Below are 15233 nucleotides of genomic sequence, written 5' to 3'. Positions count from 1 at the left end.
CTCCGCAGGTCAAACCACCGGCGTCGTCGTCGGCACCCTCAGGTACCCCGCCGGGCGCGGCCGCAAACGTCAGGACAGGACGATTTTTGCGATCGCGTCGGCGATCTGCGGTGCATGCGTGACGTACAAGCCGTGGCCCACCCCTTGCAGTTCGATCAACGTCGCGTCCGACAGCAGCTCTGCGGTCCTACGCCCGGTGATCTCGATCGGCGCCGACGCGTCCGCGTCACCGTGCATCACCAGGGTGGGCACGCCGAATGCCGGCAGTTCGTCCCGGAAGTCCGTCTCGGCTCCCATCCTCATCGTGTCGAGCAGCGTCCTGACTTCAGTGTCGACGATCTGCCTGGTCGTCCATTCGGTCATCCCTGGGGAGAATCGGCGTCCACACCAAAGTAGGGCGGCGCGTTGTCGGCACACCACTGCGGCACATCGCGCCTGAGCAGATCGAGCGACGCATCGAGGTAGGCAGGGTCGACGCCGTCGGGATTGTCGGCGGTCTTCACCAGCAAAGGCAGGATCGGTGCGAGCAACACGGCGCCCGAGACCGGGGCGTCACCATGGCGGGTGACGTACCGGACGATTTCGCTGCACCCCATCGAATGTCCCACCAGCGTGCAACTTTTCAGATCGAGATGCGCGATGAGTTGCGCGAGGTCGTCGGCGAGCAGGTCCATGCTCCAGCCTCCGCCGTGGTGGTCGGAGTGGCCGTGCCCGCGCCTGTCATAGGTGACGCAGCGGTGCCCCTTGTCCAGCAGATGCGCGACGACATACTGCCACTGGTCGGAGTTCAGCGCCCAGGAGTGGGTGAACACGACGCAGGGCCCGTCGCCCTGATCGGAGTAGAAGAGGTCGGCTCGGTCGGTGGTCAGCATCCGTGGCATGCTTCGATGCTGACCGCTCGCCCACCGCAAGTCGGTTACCTGCCAGGTAACGAGATCAGTGACCCTGGCGGGACCCGAACTGATCCCGATTGTCGTTGCGCCCGTTCTGATCACGCGGTTGCCATGTCGGAGCGGCTGTCACCGTTTGGGTTTGGGTGGCCACCGAGGTCTGCACCGTCGTCTGCACGTCTGTCTCGGTGTTGGTGACAGTGCTGGGTGCCACGGTTTCCGTCTGCACGGGCGCCGCTCCCCCGCCACCGCCGGACGACTCATGCTTGTCGTGGTGGCTCGCTGAGGATGTTGTGGTGGCCGTCGTCGAGGTCGTGGTGGGCGCAGGCGTTTTGCCGGAGCTACACGCCACCGACAGCATGCCGACGGCAACGGCGGCGACACCACACGCCAGAGATGCCCGCTTACGAATGTGGGCAGTGGTCAACGACAACGGAATCTCGCTTTCCTCGCAAAATCACGACACGACAGCGAGATTCATACCTGTACGCAGCCGAGCACCGCCAGAACCACCGGTGCGGTGTTACGTAGAGCTTGCTGTCAGCCCGCTGAACTCACAGGCTGGATGGGCAACGGCCGCAGCGCCGCGGGCGCATCGGCGGGCACCACAGGGTGCTGCGGTGGAATCGGCGCCAGCCGCTTGTAAGGCTGCCCCTGCTCTGGACGCTGGTCCGCCTCTCCCTTGTTCGGCCACAGCGATGCCGCCCGTTCGGCCTGCGCAGTGATTGAAAGTGACGGATTGACACCGAGATTCGCTGAAACCGCGGCCCCGTCGTGCACCGACAGGGTGGGATAGCCATACACCCGCTGATACGGGTCGATGACGCCGTGCTCGGCACTGTCGCCGATCGCCGCCCCACCGAGGAAGTGGGCGGTGAGCGGGATGTTGAACAACTCGCCCCACGTGCCGCCTGCAACACCGTCGATCTTCTTGGCGATCCGGCGGGTCACCTCGTTGCCCGCAGGGATCCACGACGGGTTGGGTTGACCGTGGCCCTGCTTGCTCAGATAGCGCCGGATGCCGAACTTGTTGCGCTTGGTGTACGTCGTGATCGAGTTGTCCAGATGCTGCATCACCAAAGCGATCAGCGTGCGTTCGCTCCATCGGCGCACGTTGAGCAACCGCACTGTGCCCCGCGGATCCTCACGCGCATTGAGGAACAACTGCTTCCAGCGCGGCACCGAGCTGCCCTCCGGCCCGTCACCGTCGGTCATCAGGGTCTGCAACAGTCCCATCGCATTTGAGCCCTTGCCGTACCGGACCGGCTCGATGTGGGTGTCCGACGTCGGATGGATCGACGAGGTGATCGCAACGCCATGGGTCAGGTCCAAGTCGGATGAAACCTTGAATCGCCCTGCGCCGACGATGGATTCGGAATTGGTGCGGGTGAGCACACCGAGCTTGTCGGACAGCTTCGGCAGCTTGCCCTTGTCCCGCATCTTGAACAGGAGTTTCTGTGTGCCATAGGTGCCCGCCGCCAAGACGACGTGCGTAGCGGTGTACGTGCGCCGCTTGAAAGGCAGCAAACCCGTCCGGGCCGTCTTGACCTTCCACACCCCGTCGGAGCCCTGCTCGAATCCGGTGACGGTGGTCATCGGCATCACTTCCGCGCCGGCCTTCTCCGCCAGGTAGAGGTAGTTCTTCACCAACGTGTTCTTGGCGTTGTGACGGCAGCCTGTCATGCATTCGCCGACCTCGATGCAACCGGTGCGTGCCGGACCCGCACCACCGAAGAACGGGTCGGGCACCGTCTTGCCGGGCGCCTTCTCGCCGTTCGGGCCGAAGAACACGCCGACGGGCGTCGGCACGAACGTATCGCCAACGCCCATCTCATCGGCGACCTCTTTCATGACGCGATCCGCGTCGGTGAACGTCGGATTCTGCACCACGCCGAGCATCCGCTGCGCCTGGTCGTAGTGCGGCATCAACTCCGCCCGCCAGTCGGTGATGGACTTCCACTGGGGGTCGTTGAAGAACGGTTCCGGCGGCACGTACAGCGTGTTGGCGTAGTTCAGGGATCCGCCGCCGACGCCCGCGCCGGCCAGGATCATCACGTTGCGCAGCAGATGGATCCGCTGGATGCCGTACATACCGAGCTTCGGCGCCCACAGGAACTTGCGCAGATTCCACGAGGTCTTGGCGAAGTCTTCGTCGTTGAACCGGCGGCCCGCTTCCAGCACCCCGACGCGGTAGCCCTTCTCGGTCAGGCGCAGCGCGGTGACACTCCCCCCGAACCCCGAACCAATGATCAGAACGTCATAGTCAGGTTTCATGCACCCCAGTATGGCCTTAGCGCTCGCACACTTCTAGACAGGTACGCCTAATTTGTAAAGCGCCTGCGCTCCGGCGTGGGCGGCCGCGTTAACCGGCGAGCAGACGTAGAAACGTGCGAAACCGGCGCTGATTACACGTTTCTGTGTCTGCTCGCCCTCGCTCGCGGTGGGAAATCAGCTACCGACCGTCAAGCCGACCTTCTGGAATTCCTTGAGGTCGCAATAACCGGCCTTGGCCATCGACCGGCGGAGTCCGCCGACCAGGTTGAGGGAGCCGAACGGGTCGTCCGACGGGCCATTGAGCACCTGGTCGAGCGGCGGCCGCTCGCCGACCGCCACCTGCAGCAGCGCACCGCGCGGCAGCGAGGGATGCGCCGCCGCGGCAGGCCAGAACCAGCCGCCGCCGAGCGCTTCGGCGGCCGTCGACAGCGGGGTGCCGAGCACCACCGCGTCCGCGCCGCATGCGATGGCCTTGGCCAGGTCGCCGGACGTGTGAATGTCGCCGTCGGCAAGCACGTGTACGTAGCGGCCGCCGGTCTCGTCGAGGTATTCGCGACGAGCGGCCGCCGCGTCGGCGATCGCCGTCGCCATCGGCACGCTGATGCCCAACACCTCGTCGGTGGTCGTCACGCCCGATGTCGAGCCGTAACCGACGATGACACCCGCCGCGCCGGTACGCATCAAATGCAGCGCGGTCCGGTGGTCGAGCACACCGCCGGCGACCACCGGCACATCCAGCTCGGAGATGAAGGTCTTCAGGTTCAACGGCTCGCCGTCCTGTGCGACGCGTTCGGCCGAAATGATGGTGCCCTGAATGACCAACAGGTCGATGCCCGCGGCCACCAAGGCCGGCGTCAGCGACTGCGCGTTCTGCGGGCTGACCCGTACCGCTGTCGTCACGCCCGCCTCACGGATTCGCGCCACCGCGGCGCCCAGCAAGTCGGGATCCAATGGCGCAGCGTGCAGCTGCTGCAGAAGCCGAATGGCCGCCGACGGTTCCGGCTCTTTCTCCGCGGCCTCGAGAACCTGTGCGATCTTCTCCTCGACGTCGGCGTGCCGCCCGATCAACCCTTCGCCATTGAGCACGCCGAGCCCGCCCAGCCTGCCCAGTTCGATGGCGAACTCCACCGACACCAACGCGTCGGTCGGATGCGACACCACCGGGGTCTCGAACCGGTACGCGTCCAGCTGCCAAGCCGTCGACACGTCCTGGCTGGACCGGGTACGCCGCGACGGCACGATGTTGATGTCGCCGAGTTCATAGGTGCGGCGGGCGGTTCTGCCCATGCCGATCTCAACCATGTCGCGCATGACTATTCGGGCCTGCTCTCGCGAAATGCACCTTTTGTACGGAAAGTTCGAGTAGCGACGTGCAAAACGTACATTTCGGCGCGCGCCGACGCCTGGGAACGGCCAATCATAAGGATGCCTACTCTCTACCGGGTGTAGTAGTTGGGCGCCTCGACCGTCATCGTGATGTCATGCGGATGGCTTTCCTTCAGCCCCGCCGCGGTGATCTGCACGAACTGCGCCTGCTGCAATTGCTCGATGGTCGCCGAACCGGTGTACCCCATTGCGGCGCGCAGGCCGCCGGTCAACTGGTGGATCACCGTCGACAGCGGGCCACGGAACGGCACCCGGCCTTCGATGCCCTCCGGCACCAGCTTGTCCTCGCTCAGCGCGTCATCCTGGAAATAGCGGTCCTTCGAATAGGACTTGGCTCCGCCGCGGCCCTGCATCGCACCGAGCGATCCCATGCCGCGGTAGCTCTTGAACTGCTTGCCGTTGACGAAGATCAGTTCGCCGGGCGACTCGGCCGTGCCTGCCAGCAGCGAGCCCAGCATCGCAGTGGACGCACCGGCCGCCAACGCCTTGGCGATGTCGCCGGAATACTGCAGCCCGCCGTCGGCGATCACCGGCACTCCCTTGGGTGAGCAGGCGGCCACGGCCTCGAGGATCGCGGTGATCTGGGGTGCGCCGACGCCGGCGACCACCCGCGTGGTGCAGATGGAGCCGGGGCCGACCCCGACCTTGACCGCGTCGGCACCCGCGTCCACCAACGCGGCGGCCGCAGCCCTGGTGGCGACGTTCCCGCCGATCACCTCGACGCGGTCGCCGACCACGGTCTTGAGCCGGTGCACCATGTCGAGCACCAGACGGTTGTGCGCATGGGCGGTGTCGACGATCACCACGTCCACGCCGGCGTCGACGAGCGTCATCGCCCGCGTCCACGAATCGTCACCGACCCCGACGGCGGCACCGACCAGCAGCCTGCCGTCGCTGTCCTTTGTGGCCAGGGGGAACTGCTCGGTCTTGACGAAGTCCTTGACGGTGATCAGCCCCGTCAGCTTGCCGTGCCCGTCGACGATGGGCAGCTTCTCAATCTTGTTGCGGCGCAACAGGCCTAGCGCCGCCTCGGCCGAGACACCCTCCTGCGCGGTGATCAACGGCGCCTTGGTCATGACTTCGGAGACCGGCTTGCTCATATCGACTTCGAAGCGCATGTCGCGGTTGGTGATGATCCCGACCAGCGCACCGTCGGCGTCGACAACGGGCAGCCCCGAGATCCGGAACCGCGCGCACATCGCGTCGACCTCGGCAAGCGTGTTGTCCGGCGAGCACGTGACGGGATCGGTGACCATGCCCGCTTCCGAGCGCTTGACGGTCTCGACCTGGCCGGCCTGCTCGGCGACGGGCAGGTTGCGGTGCAGCACTCCCATGCCGCCCGCCCTGGCCATCGCGATCGCCATCCTGGACTCGGTCACGGTGTCCATCGCGGAACTGACCAAGGGCACCCGCAATCGAATCTTCTTGGTGAGCTGACTGGAAGTGTCGGCTGTGGCGGGCACCACATCGGAGGCGGCGGGCAGCAGAAGGACGTCGTCGAAAGTCAGCCCGAGCATGGCAACCTTGGTCGGGTCATCGCCGCCGGTTGGCACCGGAACGGCGATGGGAATGCTGCTTTCAGCAATCGACATGGGCGGGCCTTCCATCAGCGTCGAGCTAGATGTCCATCTTATCGGCATCTACGACCTGCCCCCGGCCTCACCGGGCCGAACGGTGGCCGGCCGTAGTTCGACTGCACCCCGGTTGGCACGAGGGCGTGCCGATACCCGACATGTCGCCGCCGGGACATATTGCGCACGAGCCGAATTGGGGCTACCGCTGCGCATGGGTGCTGGCGCGTCCTTCCTTCCGGCTGTTCGACTCACCCCCGATCGGCCGATCACCTCGGACACCGTGCGGCTCAGCGTCAGCAGGAGGCGACGCTGGGTTGCTGGCAGGCCATGCGGGGCGCGGTACACCCAGCGGAGATCGGGCACGATCCCCGGTGATCCGACGCGTTGGCGCAGCGAGAAGTTGGGCCGCGACGCGGCCGCCCACGGCTAGCGCGATACCAGTGCCGCTGCGTAGTGTGGAGCCGTGCGTGATCACCTGCCACCGGGTTTGCCGCCCGATCCGTTCGCCGATGACCCGTGCGACCCCTCGGCAGCGCTTGATGCGCTCGAGCCGGGCCAACCGCTGGACCCGCAGGAGCGCACCGCGGTCGAGGCGGATCTCGCCGATCTCGCGGTGTACGAGGCGCTTCTGGCGCACAAGGGAATTCGCGGTCTCGTGGTGTGCTGCGACGAATGCCAGCAGGATCACTACCACGACTGGGACATGCTGCGCGCGAACCTGCTGCAGCTGCTGGTCGACGGCACCGTCCGTCCGCACGAGCCGGCCTACGACCCTGAACCCGACGCCTACGTGACCTGGGATTATTGCCGCGGTTACGCCGACGCGTCGCTCAACGAAGCCACGTCGGAGACCGACGGATATCGCTGACGGGTAAACCGTCCACTCGGACCTTCCATCAGGAGCCTCCGCGCTTCTTCGGCTGCGGCATTTCCAGCGTGGTCGTGACCGGCGCGGTCACCGCAGGTGCAGGCTCTGACACCGGGTTCTCGATCACCGGGCTCTGCACTGGCGGGCGCTCCGGACCGCGCTGACGCGGCACCTCCTGCGGCACGGTCGTCGGCGGCGTCGCGACTTGCGCACCACCGACGGGCGACTCCGCACCATCTGCGGGCGGGACGCCGGCACCGGCGGCCGGGGCATCACCGACGACGCTCGGCCCGCCGCCAGCGGCAGGCGGCGGTCCCGCGACCGGCGGCACCTGCAGAGTGGTCGTGGTGGTCGTCGTGACCGCAAGCGTCGTCGTGGTCGCCGTGCTGGTATTCGTTGGCGGCGGCGGGGTGGTCGTGGTCGGCGTGCCACTCGGCGGGGGTGGCTCAGCTGTGGGCGAACTCGGAGCCGCGGAACTCGTGGGCGTGCTCGAAGACGAGGTGTCCGTCGGCGCCGACGTCGTGGTGGTTGGCGACGTCGACGATGGCGGCGACGTCGTCTCGCTGCCCGTCTCAGATGACGTCGTCGTCGACGTACCGGAGTCCGGCGCCACGACAACGGGCTCGGGCATCGGGGGCGGGGGCTCGCCCGGCGGCAGCGTCGCGTTGGCGTCCTTCGCGTCCACCTTCACCGTGAGCTGTTGCCACTGGGAGACCAGTTCCTGCTTCTGGTCGACGTCCTCGACCGTCGCGACAGTGGTGGTGACCGCCTGGAGCTTGTCCTGGGCCGCCTGCCACTGGCCCTCGTCGATCAGCTGTTGCACCTCGGCCAGCTGCTGCGAGGCCAGAGTCACTTGATCGGTGCGGGTCTGCTCGCCGAACAGCGCGGTGTGCAGACCGTAGAGCGCGTCGCCGGGTCCGGCACCCGCAACGACCGCGCCGAAACCGCCGATGCACAACACGGCCGCAGCGACGGAGCCGACCACCGCGAACGACGTGCGGGTGCGCTTGCGCGCTTCGACCGCGCGGGTCAGCGCCGCGGCGGCATCGCGCGGCGTCACGGGCCGCATCAGCGGTGGTGTGCGAATCTCGTCGCGCCATCCGGATAGCAGCTGCGCGAGTTCGGCCTCACTGGGATCGGTCGAGTACACCGGCTGCTGGTAGGCCAGCGAGTCGATGAACCGGTCCGTGCGGTTGATCTCGTTGAGCGACGGATCGCCCCCGTTGTTCCAGCGTCCGAAGTCAGGCATGGCCGCGCTCCGTCGCAGTGATTTCGGACTTCAGCCGTGCCAGCGCGCGGTGCTGTGCGACGCGGACCGCGCCGGGCGTCGAGCCGACGGCCTCCGCGGTCTCCTCGGCGCTCATCCCGACGACGATGCGCAGGATCAGGATTTCGCGCTGCTTTTCAGGCAATACCGACAGCAGCTTGTTCATCCGCGCTGCCGACTCGGAGTCCAGTGCCATCTGCTCGGGACCGGCTTCCAGCGAATAGCGCTCCGGCACCAGATCCGTCGGGTCGGAACGATTCCTGGCGGCCGCGCGGTGAGCGTCAGCTACCTTGTGCGCAGCGATGCCGTATACGAAGGCCAGAAATGGTCGTCCCTGATCCTCGTAGCGCGGCAGCGCCGTTATGGCGGCCAAGCACACCTCCTGTGCGACGTCATCAGCTGAAAGACCGCTTCGCTCCGTCGTCCCGACCCGGGCTCGGCAATACCGCACCACGATCGGGCGAATGATCTCCAGCACCTCCCGGAGCGCGTCCCTGTTGCCAGCCACCGCCTCAGCAACGACAGCATCGAGACGTTCTCCCGAAAATGTCATCGTGGTTGGCTTCTCCAGCGTTACGTGAGGGACACGTCCCCGAAGTGTGGACGTCAGCTAAACAATAACGATCACAATGGCGTGACCATTTTCAGCGATCCGCCAGGTCCCCGCCCCGGCGACGCACCGTAGCTGCGCATTCGTTACGAATTCCCAGTACGTCTGCTGCGGCGTGGCGACCGCTGCCGATGTCGGCCAGCAAGCACGCCAACGCCCAGCGCAGCGGGACGATTCCCAGCCCGCCGGCCACCTGCAGCGCGGTGTCGGCTGTCCGCCGAGCCGCCTCGATGTGCCCGGCGCTGCACAACGCGGCGGCCTTGATCACGTCGGACTTCAGGACATGCCGCGGCGATCCCAACGTCGCGGCCAACTCGACGGCGCGGTCCGCGTGGCACACAGCCGCTTGCCCGTCGCCACGTGCCATCGCCAGTTCGGCGCTGACCCAGGACAGCCGGACTGGCAGCCTTGGGGGCGGCTGCTCCGCCAGCACCGCCGTCGCGCGCTGCAATGCCGTTGCGGATGCCGCGAACCGGCCAACGCCCAGCGCGTCGGCGGCCAGCCCGATCAGCGCGTCGGCGCCGGCTTCGACGTCTCGGCCGGCAAGCGTCAGCGCCAGGCCGTCCCAGCGCCGGGCGCGGTCATGCCAGCCCAGCTGGCGCAGGAACGACGCGCGGGTGCTGTGCGCCAGCGACACCAGCGGGCCGACGCGCTGCCCTCGGCACAGGGAGTCGAGGTCGGCCATCGCGCTGCTGTAGTGGCCTTGACCGCCTGCGGCGACAGCGCGCAGCCACCGGTCGCGCGGCGTGAACGCCGGCGGCAGCGGCCAGAGATCCTGCGCGTCCCCGAAGGCGGCGCTGGCCAGAACGATGCTCATTTGGATCGCGACGCTATCAAGACGATCGATACGCCGACCGATATCCGGTACCGCCGGGCATGCATTGGGGATATGGCGAAATCCACATGGTTAACAGTTGGTGGTAGCCATGTTAATTCGATGTCAACGCGCCTCGCGCGCCGACCGACTTTGTTTGCGGTGAGGCGAGAAGCGAACTGCTAAAACACAAGTCGTCGTTGCGGCGACGCCGTCTTGTTACCACCGTCGCCGTTGCCGGCGCGCACCAATGATGAACGTGAGGTAAATTCTGGGCCTGCGGCGATGCGGGTGAGCACATGTTCGGGCTATTGACGAAATTTCGTGGGCGCCCCTAGTTTGTGTGCACGAGTAGTCATCGGCGACTTGCGCTCGGATCGGTTCCACAACTCACGCACCCTTTCACGTGCGAAATCGGTGGGTAGAGAGGGGTTTTCCAATGCCACAGCCGCAGCAGCTACCCGGACCCAATGCTGATATTTGGGATTGGCAGATGTCCGGCCTGTGCCGGGGCGTCGATTCCGCCATGTTCTTTCATCCGGATGGCGAACGTGGCCGCGCGCGAGCCCAGCGGGAAATGCGCGCCAAGGAGATGTGCCGCCAGTGCCCAGTGGTCGCACAATGCCGCGCGCACGCGTTGGCCGTTGGCGAGCCGTACGGCATCTGGGGCGGCCTGTCCGAGTCCGAGCGTGAGCTTTTGCTCAAGCGGGGCATCCGGCGCGCCTCGTGAGTTGGTGCGAGACGGCTCCAGTCCGGTGATCCGGGTTGGAGCCTTTTTCGTGTCGTTGTTGCCGCAACGCGCGGCCTGATGCTGGTGGCCATGCGACCGCGCCGGTGAAATTCCAGACCACGACTGCACTGCCGGAATCCATTTCTGCCCGGACAGCCGGGATCGTTCCCTGGTCGTCGCCATGTGCGCGATGCTGGTGACGAGACGACGGTTCCGTATCAAGGAGAGTGGATGACGACGCACGACGCAACTTCTGCCGAAGGCACCGTGACTGTCACCGGCAGCGGCGCGGGGTCCTACACCCAGCACATCACCGCCGGATCCCATCAGTTGGTCGCCGACGAACCGGCACCGGTGGGCGCCGATGCTGGGCCGACACCATACGATCTGCTGTTGGCCGCGCTGGGCACTTGTACATCCATGACGGTACGGATGTACGCCGACCGGAAGGGTTGGCCGCTAGAGGATGTCCGAGTGACGTTGCGCCACAGCCGCATTCACGCCGAGGACTGCGCTCACTGCGAAACCACCAAGGGCATGATCGATCACATCGACAAAGAAGTCGAGTTCATCGGCGACCTGGATGCCGATCAACGGCAACGGCTACTGCAGATCGCTGAACGGTGCCCGGTTAACCAAACCCTGGTGTCGGAGATCGACATCGCTACCGCTTTGCGCGACGGCCCAAGCTAGGCCGTCGCCGAACCTTCCACGAACTCCACTCGCCCAGCGTGACCCCCGCAGCGAGGGCGGTGCCGATGGCGAGCGCCGCCAACACTGCGCCAAATCCGACCGCGTGCTGATCGTTGAGGATCGCGTAGATGCCGTGCAGCAATGCCAGACCGGGCAGCAGCGGAACGATGCCGGTGATCGAAACAACAAGAGGGGGCGCAAGGTTGCGGCGCTCCATCAGTCGGCCGACGAGACCGATCGGCACCGCAGCGATGAAGGACGCCACCACAGGGCCCAAGCCCGCCCCCTGCGCGAGCAGGAACGCGATGGTGCCTGCGGCGCCGCCGAATGCGGCGGCCATCGCCGCCGTCCGCTCGGCATAACAGGCCAACGCGAACGCCGCGGCGCTCGCCGCGCCGAAGGCGACGCGCGCCGGGAACTCGACCAGGGCGGGCGGTGGTTCGGGGCTGATGGCGACCAACGGCGCACCGAATCGGTTCGCGAGGTGCAGCACGACCGCCACACCGGCGATCGTGGCCGCTGTCATCATCACCAACTCGAAGAACCGACCGACCGCGGTGACGGGCGCTCCACTGATGACGTCGCCGACGGAGCCGACAAGCGATAGACCGGCCAGCAGAACGACGAGGCCGGCAGCTATGGCCACCGTCGGGTCGAAGTGCAAGCCCAGCTTGGGGCTGAACGCGTAGAGCACGATCGGCGGCGCGGCGGCAATCGCACCACCGACGGCGTACTGGAAGAAGAAGGGGAGGCCGTGCCTGTTGAGTCGGCGGTTGACCCTGTCGATCGTCATCGCGCTCAACGCGCTGACCAGGCACACCAGCAAGCCGGCGCCAAGGGTGCCCGCCGTGGCGAACGCCAACGCACCCCATGCGAGGGTGGCGATCCACCGCTTGTAGGGATGTGGCGCGGTGATGATGGCGTCGAGTTCCTCGCGGGCTTGCGACGGCTCGACCTGGCCCGCCCGAATCCGTCCGATCAACCGGTCGACGGCCGCGAGTCGGGTGAAGTCCATGGAGCGCGACCTCACGATGTGCAACGTGCTGGCCGCAGGCGACGTAGGCCCGCGGTACGCGGCCACGTGGATCGTGGTGTTGATGACGTCGACCTCGCACCGGGCGATGCCGTACGCCGAGGTGATGGCCCGGACCTGATCCATGGTGGCGGTCGCTGGCGTACCGGAGGCCATCAGGATGGCCCCGACGTTGCCCGCTAGATCGAGCACCTCGCCGACACGCTCGCGGTAGGCCTGGTCGCCCTCATCCGGTGCGGGCTCGGTGATTTTCGGGAGGGTATCGGTCGGCGGGTCGGTCTCCCGCACGATTCGTTGCAGGATCTCACGCTGACGGGCCCCCCATGGCTGGCCCGCGCGACCACGGGTCAACTGCACTGCACTTCCCTCCGATTTCCCACATGACTCCGTGGGCCAACGTGCACGCGGAGGCAATGGTTCCGGTTATTGCTCAGCGGTCGCGGTGTTTTCGCTCACATTGCGCTCAGCAATCTGGGCGAGGAAGGCCCGTGCGGGTGCGGACGCGCTCGCGGAAACGGCGACGCCGAGCCGCCGCACTGTGTGCGGGACCAATGGGCGCACCACCACACCGGGCACCTCGGGTAAGCCTGCGCGCGGCAGGATGCTGACCCCGAGGCCCGCCCGCACGATCTCGAGGGCTGCCGCGATTTCCCGCGCCTCGAAGGCCAGGTCGAGCTCGACGCCGGCCTGTCGTGCGACCGGCATGAAGACATCCGCCAGACCGCCTGTCCCGCGAACGAACGGCTCCTTCGCCAAGTCCGGGTAGGTGACGGTTTCCTCAGCGGCCAGCCGACTGTCGGCAGGCAGCACCGCCACCAAGACCTGGTCCCCGAGCGCGGCCGCATCAAGGCCTTTGATCGGCAGACTTACGACCCCGGCCTCCACGACGCCTTGGTCCAGCCAGTCGCGGACCTCTATCTCACTGCCCTCGAGCAACCGGATGCCGACCGCAGGATGCCGTCGGGCGAACGTCTGCAGTTGTGCAGCGAGGAACGTGGCGGTGGCGGTCGGCAGGCTGGCCACGCTCAGCGTCCCGGTGACATCACCCGCCAAGCCGGCGACCTCGGTACGCATCAGGGTCAACTGCCGCAGGGCTTCCCTCGCGTGCGTCAGCGCGACGGTACCGGCTTCGGTCAGCGATAGCCCGTCTCGGCGGCGCACGAAAACCGGCAGCCCGAGCTCCTTCTCCAGCGTGCCGATGGCTCGGCTGATCGCCGGCTGAGACAGTCCGAGGCGGCGGCCAGCGGTGCTGAAACCGCCATGTTCGGCGACCGCGATGAAGGTCCTGAGTTGCCACACTGTCGGCACAGGAACTCCATATCCTCGGGCCATCCGCCATAACCAAAACATTATGACGATGGTGATCTCCACAGCGTTCCAGTAATCGTAAGCCGCATCCCCAGCGGACAACGCAAAAGGAGCATCCAATGAGCAACAGCGCATTGCCGAACGTGTTCTCACCGGAGGACATCGTCTGGCACAACACCGACCTGGGCGAGAAGTTTTGGATCAGCGATGACTTGGTCGGCAGCCAATACTCGACGCTGTTCAGCGCCCAGTTGACGAAGTTCGGCCCAGGCGGAGGATCCCCGCTGCACCATCACAACTACAACCACGCGTTCTACTTCTTGACCGGTATCGGATGCATGCGGATCGACGACCAGCGATGGGATGTCAGTCCGGGCACGCTCGTCAAGGTGCCCGCCAATTCCGAGCACAGCTTGACGAACGCCGGCGACCAGGACTTGGTTTTCCTAGTCATCTACGACCCGCCGCATGTAGCCACCGATTAGCGCCTGGCGCAGTCCCGACCGGACAGACAGCGGTACCGGCAAATACCGCGGCTGACCCTGAGGGGCTATCCCAGTTCGTAGCTATCGCGTGAAACGCGGAAGAAGTGCCCGGTGGCGGTGTCGGTGCACTTCACACCGGACGGCTCACTGCCGCATGTGATCGATCCCAGCGATGACGTCTGGCCGTAGTCGAGCGTCTGCGGGCTGGGCCGCTTGAACGCGGTGACGCCTTCGTAGCACCCGAGGGTCCCGGGCTCGCCATGGCTGACGTAGAACTCCAGCCCGCCGAAGGTGAAGTCGCATGCTCTGCCGTAGGGACCGCTGGTGGACTGTGGCGCCACCCAAGTGTGTTCGCGGACTTCACAATTGGCGCCCGAGCCCTCGGGGTAGATGTCGCATATGATGTTCCCTGACGGAGTGATGAACTGGTAATCGACCGGGACGTCGCCCCCTCCGCCGCAGCCCGATGCGGTGGCCGCAAGGGGCAGGGCCGCGGCGGTCGCGATCGAGAGCGCCGCGATCAATTTGATCTTCATGATTGGTCCTCTCCGGGATCTGTTGTCTCGAAGAGTGAACTGGACGTCTTGGCGGATCCTTGGTGCCGATCCGGCCGCGAACCGTCAGTGCGGGCCCATAATTCGGCCGGGCCTCATCAGCGGGTCGGACACCTCAGGCATCCGATCCACCGACGAGTCGGCGTGCACACCCAAGACCTGGAACACCGGCAGCGGCCAGTGCTCCTAACGCGGCGAGGGCGACGCGTCGGGTTACCGCCATGAATGAAAGTGTGCTGCGCCGACGGCGGCCGCATCAGGGGACTTTTGCCCTCATCTCGAGTACTTAGGCAACACCGTGGGATGCCGGTTCAGGTGACCCGCGTCCACGGTTCACAGTTGTGCGACTCGAAGGCCTTCACCGTCGAATTGATCGTCGCGTACATCGGACCCACGGACATATTCGTCGCGACCACGTGGTCCTTGTTCGCGTCAGGCGTGCTGTAGGTGAACCACAAACACATCGAATCTTCGGTCGGCACATCGTTTATCACGACCTGCCAGGTCGAAGCCGTCCCGTTCGTGTGGTAGAGGCCCGGCGCAATGTCGGGCCCGACGAGAAAGAATCCGTCGCTGGGTATCGGGTCAAGCGGGTCAGCGCCTGCGAGTGCCGAGAACGGGATCGAGACCATGAAAGCCACCAACCCGGCCGCTGTCCGAGACAATCGCATCATGGGCATGTTCCTCGCCATGGGGTTCCCCGATTCCACTGGCAGCGTAAGCCTCGGGCGAGGATCGCATCTGAGA

At 66.2% G+C, this 15233-nt stretch carries 18 protein-coding genes; 5 read left to right on the top strand and 13 right to left on the bottom strand.

The features are described from left to right. Positions 1-69 precede the first annotated feature (69 nt). The 6 genes from ACGFK1_RS06725 to guaB all read right to left on the bottom strand — a co-directional run bounded on the left by ACGFK1_RS06725 (position 70) and on the right by guaB (position 6142). A complete protein-coding gene (locus ACGFK1_RS06725) occupies positions 70-363 on the bottom strand; it encodes an alpha/beta fold hydrolase (protein WP_393427445.1) in 294 nt (97 codons plus the stop codon). After that, positions 360-881, bottom strand: coding sequence for an alpha/beta fold hydrolase (locus ACGFK1_RS06720; protein WP_393427443.1), 522 nt, complete (start codon positions 879-881; stop codon positions 360-362). Before ACGFK1_RS06720 ends, ACGFK1_RS06725 begins: the two co-directional genes overlap by 4 nt. Before the next feature lie 55 nt (positions 882-936). Next, on the bottom strand, positions 937-1323 hold the full coding sequence (locus ACGFK1_RS06715; protein WP_393427441.1) for a hypothetical protein: 387 nt from the start codon (positions 1321-1323) through the stop codon (positions 937-939). 107 nt (positions 1324-1430) lie between these two features. Then, positions 1431-3164, bottom strand: a complete 1734-nt coding sequence (locus tag ACGFK1_RS06710) for a GMC oxidoreductase (protein ID WP_393427439.1) — start codon at positions 3162-3164, stop codon at positions 1431-1433. A gap of 174 nt (positions 3165-3338) precedes the next feature. Next, positions 3339-4466: a GuaB3 family IMP dehydrogenase-related protein gene (locus ACGFK1_RS06705; RefSeq protein ID WP_393427871.1), complete on the bottom strand. Its 1128-nt coding sequence runs from the start codon at positions 4464-4466 to the stop codon at positions 3339-3341. 134 nt (positions 4467-4600) lie between these two features. Continuing rightward, entirely contained in the window at positions 4601-6142 is a 1542-nt protein-coding gene (gene guaB / locus ACGFK1_RS06700; protein ID WP_393427437.1) for an IMP dehydrogenase, read from the bottom strand. On the opposite strand from guaB, the gene ACGFK1_RS06695 reads away from it, so the two are divergent. After that, a complete protein-coding gene (locus ACGFK1_RS06695) occupies positions 6141-6554 on the top strand; it encodes a hypothetical protein (protein WP_393427435.1) in 414 nt (137 codons plus the stop codon). The two genes, guaB and ACGFK1_RS06695, sit on opposite strands and share 2 nt — an antisense overlap. A gap of 33 nt (positions 6555-6587) precedes the next feature. Further along, a complete protein-coding gene (locus ACGFK1_RS06690; RefSeq protein ID WP_067226169.1) occupies positions 6588-6992 on the top strand; it encodes a DUF5319 domain-containing protein in 405 nt (134 codons plus the stop codon). Between the two features lie 28 nt (positions 6993-7020). On the opposite strand, the gene ACGFK1_RS06685 is transcribed toward ACGFK1_RS06690, so the two are convergent. From ACGFK1_RS06685 to ACGFK1_RS06675, 3 genes are all read right to left on the bottom strand, one after another. Continuing rightward, positions 7021-8241: an anti-sigma-D factor RsdA gene (locus ACGFK1_RS06685; RefSeq protein WP_393427433.1), complete on the bottom strand. Its 1221-nt coding sequence runs from the start codon at positions 8239-8241 to the stop codon at positions 7021-7023. Next, positions 8234-8812, bottom strand: coding sequence for a sigma-70 family RNA polymerase sigma factor (locus tag ACGFK1_RS06680; RefSeq protein WP_393427431.1), 579 nt, complete (start codon positions 8810-8812; stop codon positions 8234-8236). The genes ACGFK1_RS06685 and ACGFK1_RS06680 overlap by 8 nt, the downstream gene beginning before the upstream one ends. A 91-nt stretch (positions 8813-8903) precedes the next feature. Continuing rightward, positions 8904-9686, bottom strand: coding sequence for a hypothetical protein (locus ACGFK1_RS06675; RefSeq protein WP_393427429.1), 783 nt, complete (start codon positions 9684-9686; stop codon positions 8904-8906). A gap of 436 nt (positions 9687-10122) precedes the next feature. Here ACGFK1_RS06675 and ACGFK1_RS06670 point away from each other — a divergent pair, with 436 nt between their 5' ends. Continuing rightward, on the top strand, positions 10123-10413 hold the full coding sequence (locus ACGFK1_RS06670; RefSeq protein ID WP_015305128.1) for a WhiB family transcriptional regulator: 291 nt from the start codon (positions 10123-10125) through the stop codon (positions 10411-10413). 231 nt (positions 10414-10644) lie between these two features. Further along, entirely contained in the window at positions 10645-11106 is a 462-nt protein-coding gene (locus ACGFK1_RS06665) for an OsmC family protein (RefSeq protein ID WP_393427427.1), read from the top strand. Here ACGFK1_RS06665 and ACGFK1_RS06660 read toward each other — a convergent pair. Together ACGFK1_RS06660 and ACGFK1_RS06655 are read right to left on the bottom strand one after the other, a co-directional pair. Beyond that, a complete protein-coding gene (locus tag ACGFK1_RS06660) occupies positions 11078-12496 on the bottom strand; it encodes a threonine/serine exporter ThrE family protein (RefSeq protein WP_393427425.1) in 1419 nt (472 codons plus the stop codon). The two genes, ACGFK1_RS06665 and ACGFK1_RS06660, sit on opposite strands and share 29 nt — an antisense overlap. Before the next feature lie 66 nt (positions 12497-12562). Continuing rightward, positions 12563-13447: a LysR family transcriptional regulator gene (locus tag ACGFK1_RS06655; RefSeq protein WP_393427423.1), complete on the bottom strand. Its 885-nt coding sequence runs from the start codon at positions 13445-13447 to the stop codon at positions 12563-12565. 119 nt (positions 13448-13566) lie between these two features. On the opposite strand from ACGFK1_RS06655, the gene ACGFK1_RS06650 reads away from it, so the two are divergent. Further along, entirely contained in the window at positions 13567-13932 is a 366-nt protein-coding gene (locus ACGFK1_RS06650; RefSeq protein ID WP_393427421.1) for a cupin domain-containing protein, read from the top strand. A 65-nt stretch (positions 13933-13997) separates the two neighbouring features. Here ACGFK1_RS06650 and ACGFK1_RS06645 read toward each other — a convergent pair whose 3' ends face one another. Further along, positions 13998-14468 (bottom strand): hypothetical protein, encoded by a 471-nt coding sequence (locus tag ACGFK1_RS06645; RefSeq protein ID WP_393427419.1) that lies wholly within the window; start codon positions 14466-14468, stop codon positions 13998-14000. Between the two features lie 329 nt (positions 14469-14797). Beyond that, positions 14798-15166 carry a hypothetical protein gene (locus ACGFK1_RS06640; RefSeq protein WP_393427417.1) on the bottom strand — a complete coding sequence of 123 codons (369 nt, stop codon included), beginning with the start codon at positions 15164-15166 and terminating at the stop codon, positions 14798-14800. Positions 15167-15233: the final 67 nt, after the last annotated feature.

The sequence above is a fragment of the Mycobacterium sp. NPDC048908 genome (assembly GCF_043197955.1).
Lineage (GTDB): Bacteria > Actinomycetota > Actinomycetes > Mycobacteriales > Mycobacteriaceae > Mycobacterium.
This window is presented reverse-complemented; position numbering and strand designations above follow the sequence as displayed.